The organism is Proteus vulgaris, from assembly GCF_016647575.1.
GTDB lineage: Bacteria > Pseudomonadota > Gammaproteobacteria > Enterobacterales > Enterobacteriaceae > Proteus > Proteus mirabilis_B.
In genome coordinates this window covers 1,211,625-1,231,932 of sequence record NZ_CP032663.1, presented here as the reverse complement: position 1 = coordinate 1,231,932, position 20,308 = coordinate 1,211,625, and the positions used below count along the sequence as shown (strand labels likewise).

General features: G+C 33.9%; 17 protein-coding genes, 2 tRNA genes and 1 pseudogene. 5 read left to right on the top strand and 15 right to left on the bottom strand.

Going from position 1 to position 20,308, the window contains the following annotated elements; translation table 11 throughout:
* Position 1: 1 nt before the first annotated feature.
* Positions 2-772: a molybdate ABC transporter substrate-binding protein gene (modA, locus tag D7029_RS05650; protein WP_194952075.1), complete on the bottom strand. Its 771-nt coding sequence runs from the start codon at positions 770-772 to the stop codon at positions 2-4.
* A 331-nt stretch (positions 773-1,103) separates the two neighbouring features.
* A complete protein-coding gene (locus D7029_RS05645; RefSeq protein WP_071788544.1) occupies positions 1,104-1,247 on the bottom strand; it encodes an AcrZ family multidrug efflux pump-associated protein in 144 nt (47 codons plus the stop codon).
* A 159-nt stretch (positions 1,248-1,406) separates the two neighbouring features.
* Here D7029_RS05645 and modE point away from each other — a divergent pair, with 159 nt between their 5' ends.
* The gene (modE, locus tag D7029_RS05640) at positions 1,407-2,198 is read left to right on the top strand and encodes a molybdenum-dependent transcriptional regulator (RefSeq protein WP_075672736.1); all 792 of its coding nucleotides are present in this window, start codon (positions 1,407-1,409) and stop codon (positions 2,196-2,198) included.
* A 145-nt stretch (positions 2,199-2,343) separates the two neighbouring features.
* Here modE and D7029_RS05635 read toward each other — a convergent pair whose 3' ends face one another.
* From D7029_RS05635 to D7029_RS05615, 6 genes are all read right to left on the bottom strand, one after another.
* Entirely contained in the window at positions 2,344-2,850 is a 507-nt protein-coding gene (locus D7029_RS05635) for a contact-dependent growth inhibition system immunity protein (RefSeq protein WP_194952587.1), read from the bottom strand.
* 84 nt (positions 2,851-2,934) lie between these two features.
* Positions 2,935-3,261: a hypothetical protein gene (locus tag D7029_RS18885; protein WP_228766737.1), complete on the bottom strand. Its 327-nt coding sequence runs from the start codon at positions 3,259-3,261 to the stop codon at positions 2,935-2,937.
* Between the two features lie 355 nt (positions 3,262-3,616).
* Positions 3,617-4,144 (bottom strand): hypothetical protein, encoded by a 528-nt coding sequence (locus tag D7029_RS05625; protein WP_194952074.1) that lies wholly within the window; start codon positions 4,142-4,144, stop codon positions 3,617-3,619.
* On the bottom strand, positions 4,141-6,585 hold the full coding sequence (locus tag D7029_RS18880; RefSeq protein WP_228766736.1) for a DUF637 domain-containing protein: 2,445 nt from the start codon (positions 6,583-6,585) through the stop codon (positions 4,141-4,143). The genes D7029_RS05625 and D7029_RS18880 overlap by 4 nt, the downstream gene beginning before the upstream one ends.
* Before the next feature lie 9 nt (positions 6,586-6,594).
* The gene (locus D7029_RS18875; protein WP_228766735.1) at positions 6,595-9,606 is read right to left on the bottom strand and encodes a filamentous hemagglutinin N-terminal domain-containing protein; all 3,012 of its coding nucleotides are present in this window, start codon (positions 9,604-9,606) and stop codon (positions 6,595-6,597) included.
* A 15-nt stretch (positions 9,607-9,621) separates the two neighbouring features.
* Positions 9,622-11,163 (bottom strand): ShlB/FhaC/HecB family hemolysin secretion/activation protein, encoded by a 1,542-nt coding sequence (locus D7029_RS05615; protein ID WP_194952073.1) that lies wholly within the window; start codon positions 11,161-11,163, stop codon positions 9,622-9,624.
* Positions 11,164-11,356: 193 nt separating this feature from the next.
* On the opposite strand from D7029_RS05615, the gene modF reads away from it, so the two are divergent.
* Positions 11,357-12,823 carry a molybdate ABC transporter ATP-binding protein ModF gene (gene modF / locus D7029_RS05610; protein ID WP_194952072.1) on the top strand — a complete coding sequence of 489 codons (1,467 nt, stop codon included), beginning with the start codon at positions 11,357-11,359 and terminating at the stop codon, positions 12,821-12,823.
* 389 nt (positions 12,824-13,212) lie between these two features.
* Positions 13,213-13,965 (top strand): 2,3-diphosphoglycerate-dependent phosphoglycerate mutase, encoded by a 753-nt coding sequence (gene gpmA, locus D7029_RS05605; protein ID WP_036938379.1) that lies wholly within the window; start codon positions 13,213-13,215, stop codon positions 13,963-13,965.
* A 343-nt stretch (positions 13,966-14,308) separates the two neighbouring features.
* On the opposite strand, the pseudogene D7029_RS18870 reads toward gpmA, so the two are convergent.
* Positions 14,309-14,398 (bottom strand): annotated as a pseudogene (locus D7029_RS18870) (type VI secretion system tube protein Hcp); the annotation flags it as partial.
* An 88-nt stretch (positions 14,399-14,486) separates the two neighbouring features.
* Between D7029_RS18870 and D7029_RS05595 the strand changes: the two are divergent.
* On the top strand, positions 14,487-15,293 hold the full coding sequence (locus D7029_RS05595; RefSeq protein ID WP_194952071.1) for a tetratricopeptide repeat protein: 807 nt from the start codon (positions 14,487-14,489) through the stop codon (positions 15,291-15,293).
* Positions 15,294-15,369: 76 nt separating this feature from the next.
* Here the strand turns inward: D7029_RS05595 and aroG are convergent, their stop codons facing one another.
* Both aroG and pnuC read right to left on the bottom strand, forming a co-directional pair.
* Positions 15,370-16,422, bottom strand: a complete 1,053-nt coding sequence (gene aroG, locus D7029_RS05590) for a 3-deoxy-7-phosphoheptulonate synthase AroG (protein ID WP_194952070.1) — start codon at positions 16,420-16,422, stop codon at positions 15,370-15,372.
* A 243-nt stretch (positions 16,423-16,665) separates the two neighbouring features.
* Entirely contained in the window at positions 16,666-17,394 is a 729-nt protein-coding gene (pnuC, locus tag D7029_RS05585) for a nicotinamide riboside transporter PnuC (protein ID WP_088493401.1), read from the bottom strand.
* Between the two features lie 253 nt (positions 17,395-17,647).
* Between pnuC and D7029_RS05580 the strand changes: the two genes are divergently transcribed.
* Positions 17,648-18,535, top strand: a complete 888-nt coding sequence (locus D7029_RS05580; RefSeq protein ID WP_194952069.1) for an aminoglycoside 6-adenylyltransferase — start codon at positions 17,648-17,650, stop codon at positions 18,533-18,535.
* Between the two features lie 163 nt (positions 18,536-18,698).
* Here D7029_RS05580 and D7029_RS05575 read toward each other — a convergent pair.
* The 4 genes from D7029_RS05575 to pal form a co-directional block, all read right to left on the bottom strand.
* Positions 18,699-18,774 (bottom strand) — tRNA-Lys (locus tag D7029_RS05575).
* Positions 18,775-18,805: 31 nt separating this feature from the next.
* Positions 18,806-18,881, bottom strand: a tRNA-Lys gene (locus tag D7029_RS05570).
* A gap of 154 nt (positions 18,882-19,035) precedes the next feature.
* Positions 19,036-19,803, bottom strand: a complete 768-nt coding sequence (gene cpoB / locus D7029_RS05565; protein WP_088493403.1) for a cell division protein CpoB — start codon at positions 19,801-19,803, stop codon at positions 19,036-19,038.
* Between the two features lie 9 nt (positions 19,804-19,812).
* Positions 19,813-20,307 carry a peptidoglycan-associated lipoprotein Pal gene (gene pal, locus D7029_RS05560; protein WP_075672729.1) on the bottom strand — a complete coding sequence of 165 codons (495 nt, stop codon included), beginning with the start codon at positions 20,305-20,307 and terminating at the stop codon, positions 19,813-19,815.
* Between the last annotated feature and the right edge of the window lies 1 nt (position 20,308).

Genomic DNA, 20,308 nt, shown 5'->3' with positions numbered 1-20,308 from the left:
CCTACAGTGGGCTAAAGCCGTATTTCTTAAAGATTTCTGCGGCTTGAGGTGTTTTCAGATAGTCATAAAAATCACGAACTGCTTTATTGTCCTGACCTTTTACAACTGCCATTGGATACTCAACAGGTTTGTGGCTATCAGCTGGGAATACGCCGACCACTTTCACTTTATCACTCGCAACCGCGTCAGAACCGTATACGATACCTAATGGTGCTTCATCACGTTCAACCAGCGCCATACCGCTACGCACGTTATTAGTACGCGCCATATCTGGGCTTACTGTATCCCATGCACCTAAATATTCTAATGATTCTTTTGCATAGATACCAACAGGCACATGGTCAGGATCGCCAACAGCTAGTTTTCCGCCATTAAGTAAGGATTTCCATTTAGTTTCCTTATTAATAACAACGTCATTTAATTTACTATCTTTAGGGGCAATGAGTACTAAATCATTACCTAATAGTGTATGACGTGAATCTGCAATCATTAAATTTTTATCGATTGCGTAGTCCATCCATTGCTGATCTGCTGAAATAAACAGATTTGCAGGTGCACCTTGTTCAATTTGGCGAGCCAGCGTTGAAGAAGATGCATAAGATGCAACAACTTCAGTTTGCTTTTCTTGCTTATATTGTGCCGAAATTTCATTAAGAGCATTGGTAAGAGAAGCGGCAGCAAATACCGTTACTTTTTCCGATGCAAAACTTTGGCTTACTAAAGCAAAAGAGATAACTGCGCCAGCAAGTAACTTGCCTGATAATTTTTTCATGTTCTAATTCCACTTAAATTAAAGGATGACACGCTGTATATACCAAGATACAGCGTAAAATGAAAGGATTAGATGTTAGAAACTGGTTATATATCAATAAATATAACCATTAAAAAGAAACAGAAAATGAAGATAGATAAACTTATATACTCTAAATAATTCAAGTCATAGCTAGGCGACAAGTGAATGAGTCACTAGGAGCATACACAAGTATGTGACTAGTGCGAATGAACGCAGTCAACAACGCTGTGGCTTGAAGTATGACGAGTATCATGAGTATAAAAAAACAGCCCTTTAAATAAAGGGCTGTTCTAAATCAGGGAGGGAGAAATTATGATTTTTTGTCTGCTTTTGGCTGACTTGGTGAAATCAAGTTAAACACTTCACCTAAACCATAAATGATGCCCATAATCAGTACCATTACAACAGGTACCATCAAGAGAGCAAACCCTAAACTTTTCAATAATTCAAGCATGATAACCTCTTTATCATGGTATATTCGGAAAGCCAGAGTTGGCATTTCTTCACGAATGACGAATAATAACGCTATAGATGTATATATTCTAGAGAATTATCGCTTTGTGTCGGCACAAAAAATGCGATAAACACACAAAAAAAGAAGAAGCCTATCATTATGCAAGCAGAAATATTATTAACTCTTAAACTTCAAGATAAGCTCTTTGCCGATCCTCGCCGCGTTGCGCTGTTAAAACAAATCAAAGCGACGGGTTCAATTAGTCAAGGGGCAAAAATGGCGGGCATTAGTTATAAAAGTGCTTGGGATGCCATTAATGAAATGAATCAACTCGCAGACGAACTTCTTGTTGATAGAGCAACAGGCGGTAAAGGTGGCGGTGGTGCAACTCTTACACATTATTGTGAGCGCTTACTTCAACTTTACGATCTGCTCGGTCAAATTCAGCAAAAAGCCTTTGATGTATTGAAAGATGATTCACTCCCTCTGGATAGTCTTTTAGCCGCTATTTCTCGTTTTTCATTACAAACCAGCGCTAGAAACCAATTTTTTGGTACGATTATTGAGCGTGACAACCTGCAAGTTCAACAACATGTTAATGTGCAACTTGCAGATAGAAAAACGACCATTCGTGCTGCTTTAACAGAGAAAAGCGCTGATCGCCTAGGGCTTAAAAAAGGTAAAGAAGTACTGATTTTAATTAAGGCACCTTGGGTCAATATTGAAAAAGGAACTTCTTTAACACAGCAATATGACAATGCGCTTTCAGGCACACTCACTCAAATTGAGACGGGTAGTGAAAACAGCGAATTAGTGGTGACATTAGAAGGTGGACAAGAAGTTTGTGCCACATGTTCTAATCAGCATGTTAAAGAGCAAAAACTGCATATTAATGACAGCGTAACGGCTTTATTTAATGCTGATCAGGTGATTGTCGCAACACTGTGTTAATCATTAATATGATTACTTTTAAATAAAAAATAAAACCATCACTTAGTTATTATTTTAACAATAATATTAAGTGATGGTTTTTAATTGATAAAATTATAAAAAGTTACCTTACACTTGGTTGATATAAGATGATTTTAATATCCATTTAAACTTTTCGACTAACACAACGTGTAAATGCTTCTTTTATTGAGGCACCTAAAACCTCATCACTACAATTGCTTTTTAACGTAATAATTGCGCTATCAGGTATTTCCTCGCCGACCCAATGATCCATACGTAAATGGTTTAGAGGACTAATAGTAATTTCATCATCTGTAAGCTCTAAGCTACATCGATTCATATTATTAAAAAGTGCTGTTTTATTTTTATAATCATACTCTTTAATTATTTTTTTTATCCAGTCTTGATAAGTTTTTTTATCATTATACATTTGATTAAACTTATCTGAACTTCCTTTAATTTGTTCACTTTTAATCAGAGCGAGTTTTGCATAACAACCTAATTCTTCATCAAGAATATCATTAGGTAAAACTTTATAGCCTTTTTTTAGATCCATTATATAGATAGAATGACCAGAAAAAGTTAATAAAATATAATGAGCGTCATTATAATAAACACTTGCTCTTAATTTATTATTTTTTAATTTAAATATTAATTATTCCTCAATAATCGTAATATTAACTTTTATATTTTTTGAAGATGCATTTTTGATAGAGTCATTAATAGCATCCCATTGTTATTTAGTGGTTTTTTCTGGAACTCCTAATTCTAATGTTTTTAATTTTACATCTTTTTTAGAAATTTCTGTAGTTCCACGTCCATCGCCACTATATTTATCCATAGTTGAAATATATGTATTTTCTATTGATTGTGAATTTTTAATCCTTGAGGCTGTTTGGGTATTTAATGTCTTTACACTAATATATTCACCTGTATTAGCATCATAATAGTCGAAAGTTTTAGCATTAAGATGTAATCGCGTAAGTCGTTTATTTGATAGACCAATGTAATTCTCAAATGTCATACCTTGCTCTACTATTGTACCTTGATACATCCATTTCATTGTGATTTTATTTCCTGATTTGCCAATAAAATAAATATCATTTATTGGTATAAACTGCGTTTTATTGGCATTAAAACTTATAGGACCATAAATTCTTCTAGTGATTGTTCTTTTTTAGCTTTAATATCAGCAAATATTCCTTTTAGGAGGATTAATTGTTAATTTTCCGCCAATATAAAGTTCAGGTAATTACTACTATCCTTTATTAATTATTAACATAATTAGTTTTATTAAAAATAAAACCAGATAATATAATTATATTTTTATTTAGACATATGATAAAAAATCACCTTACCCACAATTAGAATAAGGTGATTTTATTTAGCACCCATTTAAACCATATAATTTCATATCATTAAATTTCAATCAATTCACCAATAAAATCATATTTTAAAATGTTATTTATATTCTTTTTTGTTGATTTATCAATTAAATATTTTAGATAACCATTAAAATCCCAATGAGTATTTTTTATCACTTCTTCATTTTCATCATACTGATAGACTTTATTTGGATTATCTGAATAAGTTAATAAAAATAGATGTTGCGTTTCTGACTCTATCGAAAAAAAGAAAGGTTTCTTATTTAATAAATCGTGTTTTTGTATGCCACAAAGTTCAGAACAACTACCTATTTGAAACTGCACATGATCTCTGACAGAAAAACTATTACGGTAAAATAACAAAGAAGAATCACCAAAGAAACCGCCACTGCAACGCCCCATACAACTTAGAAAATCATATAGTTGTTCTGTTACGTTAATACGATATAAACGTTCAATTTTTTTTATCTCATCATCAGAATACCCCTTTATTTTATGAATGTTGATAGGAAGCTCTGGATAGACAGTATGTAAATAATTTATTAATTGATTTTTTTTCATGGGTTAGTTCCTGTTGTTCCATGGTATATAGTTATATCATAGTTTCGATTTAATTTTGCAAAGTCTAAACTCATTTTATTACAACCAATACACATCCCTGATAATTCTGTGGAAGTATTTTGTACAGATAATATTATTTTTTTATTTTCCCCATCATTATTTTTATGTAAATAATCAAATATTTTCTGTTCCGCATGATTATAGTTATTATCTATTTTTAATGCACTAGGTGTCATTTCTTTATCTGGTATAATTACTTTATATTTTATTCCATTAATATTAATTAACTTAGGTGATGTTCCACTCCATGCCTTCCCACTAACAGCAATAAGATATTCAGTTTCATTATCTCTAGTAATAGCTGCAATAGCATAAGAAACAGCGAGTTTATTATCTTTATATTTTTCTTTTAAATATATTTGTGTTAAATCACGAATTACATTAACATCTAATGCAGACTCATCAAGTTTACTTAAATCAAATACTCGATAATTGGTTAACACAGGTTTTCCAGCTATAGTTGCATTTCGTAGCTCTTGCGCTGTATATCTAAGAACCTCTTTAGCACCTTTAGCATCAACCTTAGCAACTTCATTAAACGTAGTAACAAGTTCTTCCGCCTGATGAAGCACATTTTTTATTTCATGCGCATTTTTGGAGGCAATATAAAATGAACCTGTAGTTGCGGCAGGTGCCGCTACCGTTGCTTCTGCTCCAACAACGTTATATAGGTGAACAGAGGTATTATTAAAACAAATCAAAGGTGCTTCTTTGCAAGTACTAATTATCGTTTTAACTGTTGCTAATGATTGAGGAGCAACGGCAATTACATATGTTCCTACATAAAGAACTGAATAACCAAGAGCACCAACTGTTAATGAAAAAGTTAATGCTTCTTTTCGTGCATCAACTCTTTTTTGTGCCTCTTTATCACCTCGCATTGCGAGATATAAATCTTCACCTGCTTCTATATCAGATGGGCTTATATAATGTGTTTCGTCATTAAATCGATAAACAGTCTCCGCACTATTGGCTCCACTATATGCACCTTCTGGTTTATTAGTGGCTAGAGCACCTGCTAGCCCACCAATAAATCTAACAATCTGGGGATTAAATTCAGAATTACTTTTAAGAAATTTATTAAATTCATATAGTTGTTTATTTGATTCGCTTTCAAATTGAGGCTCAAATAATTTACTTTGTAGCGATATCGCCGCTATCTCTGCCGCCAACGCACCAGCAACCGCACCTGTAACACTACCTCCTGCAATTTCTGCACTAACACCTGCTACTACCGAATGACTTAAAACCTTTCCTGCATGCCCTAATACCGCGCCATTATCACCAATTAAATTGGCGCCTTCGGCATGAAGCTGACTACCGATATTGCTTAATAGCGCGGTTTTAAAATTATCAATAAAACTGCCACCTTGAATGGCAGTGCCCAATGTTGAACTGACGACTGAATGAGAGGCAACGCGTTGTGCAACTTGATTCCATGTTGCGCTATCGGTCGCAAGTAACTTGCCTGTTGAAGGTAATGTTCCACCTTGGATTGCCTGATCCCAACCCATAAATTGGTCAAGACCCTGAAGTGCCCCCGCAACCACCATACTCGTCACCACAGACTTGACCGTGTCACTACGCCCCAGTGATTCAAGTGTTTTAGAGATATTGCCTTGGTTTTCAGCTAAAGAGACCGCCGCTTGCGAAACTAAAGAGGCAAAACCTGCTTGTGCTGCAACCGATGCCGTTGAAGCCACGCTTGCTGAAGCGCCCGCCGCAATGGTTGCTTTACTTGCCATTCCACCAATAGTCGCCGCCGTTGCTGTACCGTAAGTGGCAACTCCCACTGCAATAGCGATAACCGCACCAACAACAGGATTTAATTGTTTTGTTTCATCATCCCAATCAGAATAGGTATCTTTAACTAAATTCCAATTGACGTTTTGATGATGTTGAAGATCTTTAAGCCATGCATATTCTGGAGTGTTACCTAAAACTGTTAATGCTTGTTCTAGTGATTGTCCTTTTTGAGCTTTAATATCAGCAGATATTCCTTTAGGAGCATCAATAGTCAGTTTTCCACCAATATAAAGTGTCGGTAATGCCCAACTCTCTTTGATATAACCCTGATCTCGCTGAGTAATATAAATATCTTTTGAATTAGTAATAACTTGCTTAAATGCTGTATTTTTAACTGCTTTAAAATTAACTTTTCCTGTTTTACTGGTTAATTTTGCATTCTTCGCTGTTTCTAGTTTGCTCGCTTCTAAGGTAATATCATCTTTAGCAAATAAATTAATATCGCCATTAGCGATAAACTCGGTAACTTTATTATTTGTATTATGACGTTTTTTCGTGTATTTCTTTTTGGTAGTACACAAAGTCCACCAATTACATTTTTTCTTCTCTTCTTCGTAATAACTCGATTCTTCCATCGCTTGTGCTTAAAGAAATCCACCTTTAGCAGCAATATCTATCTTTTTATTGGCAGTTAATTTTGATGCCTGAAATAAAATACTACCTTCAGATAATAGAGTTAAATTATTGCCACTATTAATTTCAGTACTAACTTGTTTGCGAAGTTCTTCTAACTTAGAACCCGACTCTTTACGTAAATGTGTTTTTACCGATCCCAATTGAATATTTCCACCACTGGATATCGTAATATCACCATCTGATTTGAGTGAGCTTCCTTCTGTTATTAACGCACCTGATAACGCAATAGAAACGCCTTTATTTCCTATAATAGCCGCTGTGCTATACTGAATATCTTGAGCATCTTCGTGGGGATCTTTGATGGCAGAATAAGCATTTGCACCCAGCTTTATATTCCTACCTGCTAATACAATGACTTTATCTTTTGAATTTAATACTGTTGAACTTAAATCAATATCACGCGCTGCATTTAAGATAAGGTTATTGTCTGAAAATAACTTAGATTGTAATTGAGGATAATGAATATCACTAAAAAAAGGATCGGCTTCTTTTATTGATTTTGAGGCAAGGAAAATATCCTGCCCTGCATTAAAGGTTATAGCTTTATCGCTGTGATATTTTATTCCTTGACTAATAATATCTTTACCTGAAGTAAAAGTTATATTATTACTTTCCAAAATCCCCATGTTAATTAAAAATGCTGGAATATACCCACTATCTCTAATAAAAGGTGCTAAATTAAAAAGAAAAGATTCATCACGATTTATTTTAATATCTTCTAGCGCAGATAAATTTAACTCATTGGATTTATTAATTATTACATTTGAAATATCAATATTTTTCCCAGAATTAAAATATATTTTTTCAGGAATATCAACATATGGTGATTTAATACCTTTTAGAGTATAAAATTTGGTAGGATTAAATAAATGACTAATATTTCCCTTTTTAGTTATAGCAGAAAAATATTTTGCTGTTACATCTATATTCTCAAATTTTATAGTATCTATCGATGTCAAACTTATATTTTCATCAGCTAGCAATTTTGAATTATTTATGTTTATACTTTTATCAGCAATAATAGATAAAGAATCGTTTGCTGTTAAATTTAAAGAAACATTCACATTATTAGCATTTAATAATATATTTTTAGCTAATATAGTATTTTCAAAATCTGATAACCCTCTGAATTTTTTTATTTCTTTTTCTGTAAATGGAAGTTTACGCTCTAAATCTATACTATTTTTAAAATCTAATACTAAATTATTACCTGCTTTTATTATATAATCAGAGACATCATTTACAGAAAATTCATAATGACTACCCGTTTTCACAAAAGGAACAAAATGACTTGTCTTATTAAACTTAGCTTCATCAAGCTTATATTTTATTATATCATCCCGATAATAAAGATGAGCATTATCATTAGAATAACGTTCCCATTTATTAAGATATGCAGAACGATAATAATATAATCTTGCACTGCTTCCTGTTGCAATTAAATTATTATCTGCAATAATTATAGATTGGTTATTAATAAAATCATTAGATTGTACATATAAATTATTTCCTGAAGAAATAATACTAGGAACATATTTATTACTTTTTTCAAAATATGAACGTTCTACATTAACTCCTCCATTATTTTTTAAATCTAAAATATCAAACCATTTTTTATAAGAGAAATTTTTTAACTCCGGAAATGCAATAACTAAAAGAAAATCATCAGTAGGACTTCTAGATGGAAGGAGGAGGTGATTACCAATATTTATAGAGAGTTTAGAATCAGGTTCTTGTTTTATCTCTTTAAATAAAGGTGTTATAGATTCATTAACTAATTTCTTAGTTCGAATAATCAAGTCACCCTTTTCTGTTTTTATCGTGGCTGATTGATTTTCAATTAACGTGTTTGGGTCACCCTGCGCATTTTTCTGTATCCATAAATTATCTTTCGCTTGAATAATCGCTTTTTCGCCTTTATTCGTGAGTTTATCTGCGAATAAACGCATATCTTTCTCTGAGATAACTTCACTATGATTAATCAGCGTATTAGTTGCTAAAGTAATATCTCTTTTTGCTTTTAACTTTGTATTACTATTAATTTGCAGTTCTTTACTACTAACATTAATATCTTGATCAGATTGAATATTGCCATTAAAAGTAATTTTTCCATCAACGGTTAAATTCACACTGTTTTGATTTGTCTGAATATTACTTAAATTAACACCAACACCTTTTTCTGTACTGACTAGACGGATTTGATTGGCATACATTCCACCTAGCGCTTTAGTATCAATAGAAAGTATGGGTTTAACGCCTTCACCATTAATGCTATTTACTGTACCTTTATCAAAATCAATACGGTTATTTCCTTGCATTAAAGAAAGGTTTTTAGCGTTAATTTTTCCATTTAACTCAATACTACGGCTGATAATGTCGGCATAATCCTGAGCTTGGAGATCTATACCTTGCGTGCCAATAACAACACCGCCTTTTTTCACTTCTATTGCCGAATAGGCGCCTTGAGGATTAAAAAGAGGTTTTCCTGTTGTGAGCGTAATTACTGGGGTATTTATAAACGAACAACCATCACACGTAATGCCATTTGGATTAGCAATAACAACTTTCGCTTGTTCTCCTGCAACTTCCAATTTTCCTTGTAATTGTGAGCGCCCATTTCCCACCACTTCATTAATAATTAAATGAGCAGCACTACCTTTTAAATGGGTATTGGCATTCACTTGTTTGGCTAATTGTGTGTTAACAGAAGTTGTCGCATTATTAAGTACAACACCTTGCTTGCTAACATTGAACGAATGAAACTTATTATGAGAAATACCTAGATTATTAGGTGTTGAAATATTAATAATTGGAACAGTATTTTGTTGATTAACTTTAATCGTTTTATCGGATGGCGTAATTGCTGAGCTCCAAGCTGGATGTAATGGATAAATAGCAATTACATAAGCTATGCCATAACTTATTAAACGTTGTTTCCAAGAAATATCCTTTTCACACATAAAAACTCCTAATATTTAAATAGCAAGAGAAATGGACCAATAAAAAGACCAGCAATCTGGCTTTAATGATCTGGGATAAAACATAGGTTTATTAATTAATATCTGAGAAGAAAAAGTGGAATGATAGAAAGAAGCACCTATTGCACTTCCAATTATTTTATTCTTTTCTGTTTCATATTGATCTGAATGGGCGACGCCATAATCAAGTGCAAAAATAAAATTCCACTTACTTAAAAATGAAGTTATTGGTGATATATTTATTTCATTGCGCCAATAAAACCCACTATTAGCATTAAAATTTATTTCTTTATATCCACGAACAGCTTTTATTCCATCTATTGCTATTTTTTCCGAACCATAAAGATTATCAGGCGTATATTGACTATGAAATGAAGTGAGATAGGAAAACTGATCAGTCAATAAATATTGATAGCTTAAATTTAAACTCAATTTTCGATAATGACTTCGAGGTGAATTATCAGCAATATAATCAGATGTCGCACCAAAAAGAGAGATCCCAAACTCAGCAGTTGGATTAATGATTAAATATCCATTATGTAAACTTAAGGTATATTCAGGGCTAAATGATAAAGAAGTCAATGTGGGACTATTTATTAATAATTTTTGTTGTGCTAACTGCGTTTTTGCTTTCTTATGCTTTAACGCTCCCTTTAGTGTTACTCGTTGTTTATTATCTCGATAGACTAAACGACTAATATCAAATTGCTGATCTTTATTTTTGTTTTTATAAATATATTTGTGATTATTTTGGAAGAAATAAGATGAACTACTATCAGATAACTGGTATTGATAAAACCAATAGCCATAAGGGATATTAACACTTGCAGTATAAACACGAGAATAGTGAGCATGAGGGAAATCTGTATTTGTTTTTAGTGAAAAAATCCACTGCTCACCCAAGCCAAACAAAGAATCTATTGTTGTTGTATTAGTAAGTAAGATCTTTCCTGTTGTTTCTGTTCCCGAATTATCAATTGTTAATCGATTCTTTAAAGGAAGTTTTTTAGCTTTTCGATTAATGGTTACAGATGAATATCCCACACTATCGCTTGGTTGAATATCCAATGTATATTGCGTTGTTGTTAATCGATTAAGCTGTTCTAATCCATGTTCTAAATCTCGTAAGTTTAAAATTTTTTCTTTAAAGGAAGGAAAAATAATATCAATTAATCTAGATGAAACACCATTGATAGAAATATCTTTTATTCTACCTTCAATAATCTTTATTACTAACTTATGATTAGAAAGATCCTGCTCTGGAATAATAGCTTGTGAGGTTACATAACCTTTTTTAATATAATTATTAGTAATTGATTTAGCGACCTCATGCATATCATTTAATGTTAGACATTTTTGTAGATACGGTGAAATTAATTTAGATTTCTTTCTATAATCTAATAAAGTATTTCCTGTAAGATCAACTTTATCAATAAGAAAGCAATTACTATTTACATTTTTATTATTCAAAGAAAAACTATTTTTGCTAATGAGTAAAAATATAAAAAAGAATAAGTTTATTTTTTTAAATTTATGCATATATAAGTCATCCTTAAAGAGATGTTTATATATTTACATAGGAAACGCATTTTAAAGGTTATCATTAAATAGTAGGTGTATAAGACTTTTGGAAAAAGTTCTTTCAGCAAATATTGACAAGTTTCTATTAACCCTATATTGCTAGATACTTAACTTGCACTTAGCTTACATTAAAAAAATAAGGCTAATAATAATGAAACACTTACAACTCAACAAAACACAATTTCGCTTAAGCGATAAACTCTGTTTACAAATTGACAAATTAGCCATAAATGAAGGTGAAAGTTGGGCATTTGTAGGCAGTAATGGAAGCGGCAAAACCGCCTTAGCAAATGCATTATGCCAAGAAGGTATTTTGCTCTCTGGTGAATTTATCAGCACATTTTCTCGTCCAATTAGTCTCTCTTTTGAAAAACAGCAAAAAATGATTGAAGAAGAGTGGCGTCGGAATAACACAGATTTATTAAGTGAAGGTGAAGAAGATACTGGCTTAACTGTTGCTCAAGTTATTCAAATGCAGGTAAAAGATGATGACAGATGCTTTTTATTAGCAAAGCAATTTGGTGTTGAATACCTTTTATCAAGACGTTTTAAATATCTATCTACCGGTGAGTCTCGAAAAATATTGCTTATTCAACTTTTAATGAATAAACCTGATTTAATTATTTTAGATGAGCCTTTTGATGGATTAGATGTTGATTCTCGCCGTGCTTTAAATGAATTGTTAACACTATTACATCAACAAAATCTGACTATCGTACTCATTCTAAATCGTTTTAATGATATTCCTGATTTTATTCAGTATGCAGGTCTACTCATTAATTGCGAATTAGTCGCCAACGGTGAGAAAGAACAGGTTTTATCTGACTCTGTTATTGGGCAATTATCTCACAGTGAAACTCTTGAAAATCTCACATTACCTGAACAAGATTCGCCTGATGCCATTCCTCAATTATCACCGACACTTTCCCCTATCGTGCTAAAAGATGGAGTAGTGAGCTATAACGATAAACCTGTTCTTCACCATTTAAGCTGGGAGGTAAAACCTCAGCAACATTGGCAGATTTTAGGCCCTAATGGTGCAGGAAAATCGACATTATTAAGTTTAATTACGGGCGATCACCCTCAAGGCTACAGCAATGACTTAACGCTATTTGGTCGTAAAAGAGGAAGTGGTGAAACAGTATGGGAAATTAAACGCCATATTGGTTATGTCAGTAATGCCTTACATCAGAGTTACCGTGTTTCTTCAACGGTAAAAAATGTCATTATTTCAGGTTTCCATGACTCTATTGGCATTTATCAAGCGATTACAGATAAACAGCTAAAACTTGCTGATGAATGGTTAGCGTTAATTGGTTTAACTGCACATGCTAATCATCCATTTCATGCCTTATCTTGGGGTCAGCAACGCTTAGTGTTAATTGTTAGAGCATTAGTTAAACACCCTACCTTACTTATTCTTGATGAGCCATTGCAAGGATTAGACACAACGAACCGGCTCTTAGTACAGCGTTTTATTGATATCATGATAAGCCACAGTAATACGCAACTTTTGTTTGTGAGCCACCATCAAGAAGATGCGCCATCGTGTATTACTCATCGATTGACTTTTATTAAAGAAGGCGAAATTTATCGTTACCAGCAAGAAATTTGTTAAATGTTCATTTTTACTGTCATAATCAGGGCAATGATTTTAGAAATTAACGCTAAACTTAGATCTGAATTTTTATTTAAATCGACATTTTCTTGCTTATTATTTGAACAATAATAAATAAAGGATCTGTCGTTTTTACGGGCGACATTTTCGTCTATTTTTCATACAAAACGGATATTTTGTTTTTTTACGCCGATCCCGCTAGATTAATAGCTTGAACGATTAAGCAAAAGGTGTGACAACTGTGCAATAATTCATCGAACAAACGACATTTTTGACTTAATCCCCCTTGTTTTGTCACTTATGTTTGGCGTTCTTGTCGATGATCCATATAATGATTGAAGTGCTAATTTTAAACTTATATTAAGAAAGTAATTATAGGAGTCTAAACTATGGCAGTAACTAAGCTTGTGCTAGTTCGACACGGTGAAAGTGTATGGAACAAAGAAAACCGTTTTACAGGCTGGACTGACGTTGAGCTGTCCGAAAAAGGCCGTAATGAAGCGCAAGAAGCAGGTAAACTGCTGAAAGCTGAAGGTTTCGTTTTTGACTATGCATATACTTCTGTTCTGAAACGCGCAATTCACACCCTGTGGAACATTCTTGATCAAGTTGATCAACAATGGCTGCCAGTTGAAAAATGCTGGAAATTAAACGAACGTCATTACGGTGCTCTGCAAGGCTTAAACAAAGCTGAAACTGCTGAAAAATACGGTGACGAGCAAGTTAAACAATGGCGTCGTGGTTTTGCTATCACTCCACCAGAATTAACTAAAGACGATGAACGTTTCCCAGGTAAAGATCCTCGTTATGCATCTTTAACTGCGGCAGAACTGCCATTAACAGAAAGCCTAGCATTAACTATCGACCGTGTAACACCATACTGGGAAGAAGTTATCAAACCACGTGTTGCTTCTGGTGAGAAAGTTATTATTGCAGCTCACGGTAACTCACTGCGTGCTCTGGTTAAATACCTAGACAACATGAGCGAAGACGAAATTCTTGAGCTGAATATCCCAACAGCTGTACCTTTAGTTTACGAATTTGATGAAAACATGAAACCAATCAAACGTTACTACTTAGGTAATGCTGACGAAATCGCAGCAAAAGCAGCCGCTGTTGCTAACCAAGGTAAAGCAAAATAATTTTGCGTTAAATCTATTAATTTAGGTTTATATGATAAATACCGCTAGAAATAGCGGTATTTTTTTATATTAAATTTCTAAATTTCAATTTTTTCATATTACTTTTTATTTTATATAAAAAATATAATATTTAACTCGATAGTATTAATTAAAAAATATTAAATTATCACTTACAGTTATTAAATATTTAATATATTGTCACCATTGGATTTTAAGTCATTTAATTATTTATAAATATAAAACGCTTATAACAAACGTATATTAAAATAGGGATATTTTATGTCTGAGTGTAATTATAACTCTTATGGAGCTTGGTGGTATTGTTCTCCAGAAGGGCGAATTTTAGAACTTCATTATTAGAAATGGCAACTAATAACAAAGGTGATGATTTATCAATATTTTTAATAAACTCTATTGGATGATAGGATACATTTTAATTTTTTAATCCTTTAATTATAATAACCTTAAATATACAACTATAATAAAACATTAAAAATCAAATAAAGAATAGGGATATTAATATGAAATTAAAAATAGTTACCATTCTATTTATTATTATTATGTTTATAATAATGTTTGTTTTATTTCCGTTTAAGGAGGATAAAATAAATAATCCTTCTCCCTCTCTATTTAAACAAAGCCTTTCACATTATCAGCTTTACTTAGGCGATATTTATTTTGATAAGAATGATAAAAACAAAGCCCGCAAATTTTATTTATTATCTGCTTATAACGAGAATGCGGAGGCTCAAGCAAAAATAGGTTCTTTCTACATTAATGGAAATTTATATTTCCCTAAAGATTATGAATTGGCCATGAAGTGGCTACTAAAATCGTCTAGTAAAAATAATCCTACTGCACAGTTTTATATAGGATATATGTATGATGATGGTTTAGGTGTTATACAAAATTACTATATAGCAATTGAATGGTATTTAAAATCTGCAGAGCAGAATTTTAGTAGAGCACAGAATAATCTAGGTCTTTTATATTTAGATGGTCTTGGTACTAAACAAGACTACGAAAAAGCAATGGAGTGGTATTTAAAAGCAGTTAGTAATGGGCATATCAAAACAAACAATAATATTGCTTATTCATATCAACATGGCTTAGGAGTTGAGCAGAACTATCAGAAAGCAATGACCTTCTATTTAAAGGCGGCTGAAGATAATGATCCCTCAGCTATTTATAATATCGGTTATTTATATGAAAAAGGATTGGGTGTCATTGCTGACAAAGAAAAAGCATGTGAATGGTATCAAAAGTCATATGAGCTTGGATTTAAACCCGCTAAATTCAGACTTGATCTATTAAAGATGCATGACTAACTTACTTTCTTTTCCATAAAAATACCGTTGATTAATTATCAACGGTATTACAGTTTGTGTACTAATATAATATCAGTTAACCGCGACGAGCAACAACCGCATCTGCTAGTTGACGTAACAGTATTTCAGTATCATCCCAACCAATACAAGCATCGGTGATACTTTTACCGTAAACCAATGGTTCACTGCTTTCTAATGACTGGCTACCTTCCACTAAATGACTCTCAATCATAACGCCGATTAATGCTTTTTCACCTGAGCTAATTTGTTGGCAAATATCAGCACCAACTTCCATTTGTTTCTCAAATTTCTTGCAACTATTGGCGTGACTGAAGTCAACCATCACGTTTTGTGGTAAACCTGCTTTTTTAAGCCCTTCTTTTACCGCTGCTACATGTTCAGCGCTGTAATTTGGTTCTTTACCACCACGTAAAATAATGTGGCAATCACCATTACCTGCTGTGCGCACAATGGCTGAATGGCCCCATTTAGTGACAGAAAGAAAACAGTGTGGCGATCCAGCTGCATTGATTGCATCAATAGCAACTTTAATAGTCCCGTCTGTACCATTTTTAAAACCAACAGGACAAGATAAACCAGAAGATAGCTCACGGTGTACCTGAGATTCAGTAGTACGAGCGCCAATGGCACCCCAACTCATTAAATCAGCAACGTATTGAGGCGTTATCATATCTAAAAACTCACCGGCAGTTGGCAAGCCACTATCGTTGATAGTTAATAAAAGATCACGAGCGATACGCAAGCCTTCATTAATATCAAAGGTATGATCCATATGAGGATCATTAATTAAGCCTTTCCAGCCTACTGTTGTGCGTGGTTTTTCAAAATAAACACGCATAACAATTTCAAGTTTATCTTTAAGCTCTTCTCTAATGAGGCTTAAACGTTGCGCATACTCCAATGCAGCTTTCGGATCATGAATAGAACAAGGTCCAATTACCACTAATAGACGATCATCTTTTCCAGCTAGGATTTGATGAATAGCTTCACGGGCATGACGAACTGTAAAAGCCGCATTATCAGTTGCTGGAAACTTTTCCAATAAAGCAACTGGCGGTAAGAGTTCATTAATTTGTGTTATTTTAAGGTCATCATTTTGATAATTCATTCCCGTGTATCCACTCTATGTTATCTAGTCAATGTTATTATTGCTTTTCCAATCTAACCATTCGTTTTCTATCTGTAAACACCCTTTCAACCTAAAGCACCTATAGTCACCTTTCTAAAAATTCCAATATAAAGGGAAATAGCGCACTTAAGCAAAATAATGATTCAAAATTGCGTTAAGGATAAGAATAAAAATAATGAATAGTAAGGCTGGAGAGAAAGATAACTCTGCCAGCCTTTTTTATTAGGAGAGATAATTATTTCTGCTAGAGCGTTTTGCTGTTTTGATCCACAAACGAGAACCATTAATAGCGATAGCCAGTAAGATAATATATTCAACAGACATTGCATAAACGCCTTGTTTGTAGAATATAACAATACTAATCACATTAATAACTGACCAAACTAGCCAGTTTTCAACTAATTTCCGCGTCATTAAGATCATCGCTACAATAGAAAGAACCGTCATTGTAGAGTCCCAGAACGGGTAAGCATCAGGTTCAAGAACTGGCGTAGCTAAACTTGCACCAAAGACATTTAATATATCAACAGCAACAACGGCTAAATAACCAAATACAGTATCAATATTGAAAGTAAGAGCAGCAATAGCAGCTATCGAAACAACGATTAAGAAGAGACGATGACTCGATTTTAACCAACGTATTCTCAACGTAGCTTGTTCAAAGTCATTCACTCTGCTCCATGCATACCATCCATAAATATTAGCGGCAAAGAAAAATATTTGAAGGAGTAAGCTTGCGTATAGCTGAATTTGGAAAAAAATAATGGCAAACAAGGTGACATTAATAAGTCCAAATAAATAGTTGATAATTTTTTCCTGGCTTGCAAGCCAAATACACAATAGACCAGCGATGGTGCCAACAGCTTCAATCCATGAGAGTGGATATCCACCGTCTCCGAGTGGGATATTGACTAAAATATTATTGATACTAAACCAACTCATCACATCCATTTTTACAACCCCGACTTAATCATAGAAAAAACAAAGAAAATATGGGTTATTGCGACATCTTTGCAAAGTAGTAAAGATATATTATAAATTCATATTTATAATGGTACTTAGTTTTTAATATTAAACATTATGTTTCTGATTTAGAAAAATAACAAACAAATGTTTTATATACTAAACAAATTATTCTAATTTTACTTTTTAAACAATAAAAACGACAAATAACTTTATTACATTTTACTTATTAGAGAGAAATATGGAGCCAACAACACGTTTAATCGATCGCATGCTATCTTTTGCTCTCCTCGATCCTAGAATTGAGGCTGTAGTACTAACAGGATCGTTAGGACGCAATAGAAAGATAGACAGTTATTCTGATATTGATATAGAGCTTATCGGTTATGGTGCGACAGAGCTCGCAAAAAACCAACATTGGTTATCACAATTCGGTGATGCTCTTGTCAGCTTACAGTTGGAGTGTGAAGATCCCAAAAGTAAGTTTTGGCCTATTTATTTACATGTTTTAGCTCAAGGTCGCAAAATAGACATTATGATGGCAGAGCCTGAGCGTATTTTTAACATGAAAACTGAGGGACTTAGCCCAGTTTACCAGCGTGGATATCAAATCTTACTTGATAAAACGAGTTTATGTGACGGGCTTCCTGAAATTAGCACTATAACGCCTCCTACGCTTTCAAAAGAGAAGGCATGTAACAATGCTCAAGAATTCTGGTTTGAGGCGACACAAGTCGCTATAGCCATTCTACGTCATGAATTTTGGTCTGCTAATTATCGTATGAATGATATGCGTGAATGGCTGATGGCATTACTTGAACAAGTTGCGCTGCTCGATACCCCAACACAAGATGTTTGGTATCAAGGGAAAAACTTAAAAGAATGGCTACCTAAATTTTATTCATTGCGTTCATTGGAAAGCACTCTTGCAATGAGTACCCCCTATGAAGCAGCAGCAACACTTTCCATTATGATGGCATTTTTTCTCGATGCATCGAAACGCCTCAATCACCCTATTGATACAGCAATAAAAACACAAGAATTGGTCAGTGATTGGTTAATCGATAATGAATTTTTGACTGAAAATGAATACACCCAAATCACGTCATCAATTATTTGTCATTACTGATTTGAATGTCATTTTAGATTAGGGCTAGGTAGTTTTTTCAATTTTGAGAAAACTATCTTACTTGTTTAATAAAACAATGATTGCACTATCAAAAGAGAGAAAGGTTACTAAGAATTTATTTATTGTCTAAGGGATGGTAGATATATAGAAAGAGGTTTTGAAATGGTGGGTCGTGGGCGATTCGAACGCCCGACCAATTGATTAAAAGTCAACTGCTCTACCGACTGAGCTAACGACCCATTTCAATAAAAACGGATTGGTATTCGAAAATGGTGGGTCGTGGGCGATTCGAACGCCCGACCAATTGATTAAAAGTCAACTGCTCTACCGACTGAGCTAACGACCCTTTTTCGAACTCGCCACATTCTCTGTGGCAACGGCGGGTAATAATACTGATTTAATGTTTTTGTGCAACGTTTTTTTTCAAAAAAAAGTTCAACCGTTGAAAAAACAATCATTTAACCCCGAAAATGCAACATTTTACATTACGGGGTCAATAATTAGAGTGTTCCTAGCTGCTTTTGCGCTAATTTAGCGCCAGCGCTATTTGGATATTGCTTAATCACTTGTTGGTAAACAGCTTTAGCATTATCCTTTTGCCCTTTCTCTTGCATGATCAAACCAATTTTATAAAAGGCTTCACTTGCTTTTTGAGATTTTGGATAGTTTTTAACAACGATAGCAAACGTGCTTGCAGCCTGATCCTTATTACCTTTTAGATAATACATCTGACCCAACCAAAATTGTGCATTTGATTGATAGCTAGACTTTGGATAGTTATTGATAAAGTTGTTTAATTCAACAATTGCCTTATCGTAATCTTTAGAATTCAATACGATATCAATTGCTGCATTATAATCGGCCTTCTCATCACCTTGTCCTGAGCTAGTTGCAGCAGGTGGTGTTGAAGAAGCAGTATTATCAGGTTGAGTGGCTTCTGTTGATGTTGAAGCTCCGCCACCAAGGCTATCTAACTGTTGATAGATATTGCGTTGGCGTTCAACAACTTGATTTAACTGGTATTGATTTTCCTGAATTTGACCACGTAACATATCAATATCACGCTGAGAATCAGCGAGTTGTTGCTGTAATTGGGTCAAAAGCTGGCTGTGAGCATTTGAAAAACGCTCAAGTTGGGCGAGTCGTTCATCGGTCGAACCTGAACCGATATTACTGATTGGCGCTTGGGCAATAGCGGCTACTGGAGCCGCTACGCCAACCAGTAACAACAGACTCATCAAGAAAGGTCTGAAGTTACTGTTGTTCATGCCGTTCTCTTAGTAATCCAGTACTGCACGACGGTTTTTCGCGTAAGCGGCTTCGTCATGACCCAGTACAGCTGGTTTTTCTTTACCGTAAGAAACGATTGACAGTTGATCAGCTGATACGCCTTTACCTTGCAGGTACATTTTCACAGCGTTAGCACGACGTTCGCCCAGAGCGATGTTGTATTCTGGAGTACCGCGTTCGTCAGCATGACCTTCTACAGTGATACGTACTGATGGATTTGCACGCAGGAATGCAGCGTGTGCGTCTAACAGGTTAGCGTAGTCTGAGCTAATGTCATATTTGTCAAAACCGAAGTAAACGATGTTTTGTTGTTTCAGTTGTTCTAATTGCTGACGTGCTAATTCTTCAGCAGTAGGACCTTGTTCAACAACTGGTACATTGTTTGTATCAGCTTGATCGTCGTTTTTGTTTGAGCTACATGCTGCAACAGCAACGAGTGGTAATGCTAACATCAACCCTTTAAACACTTTGTTTAATTGCATC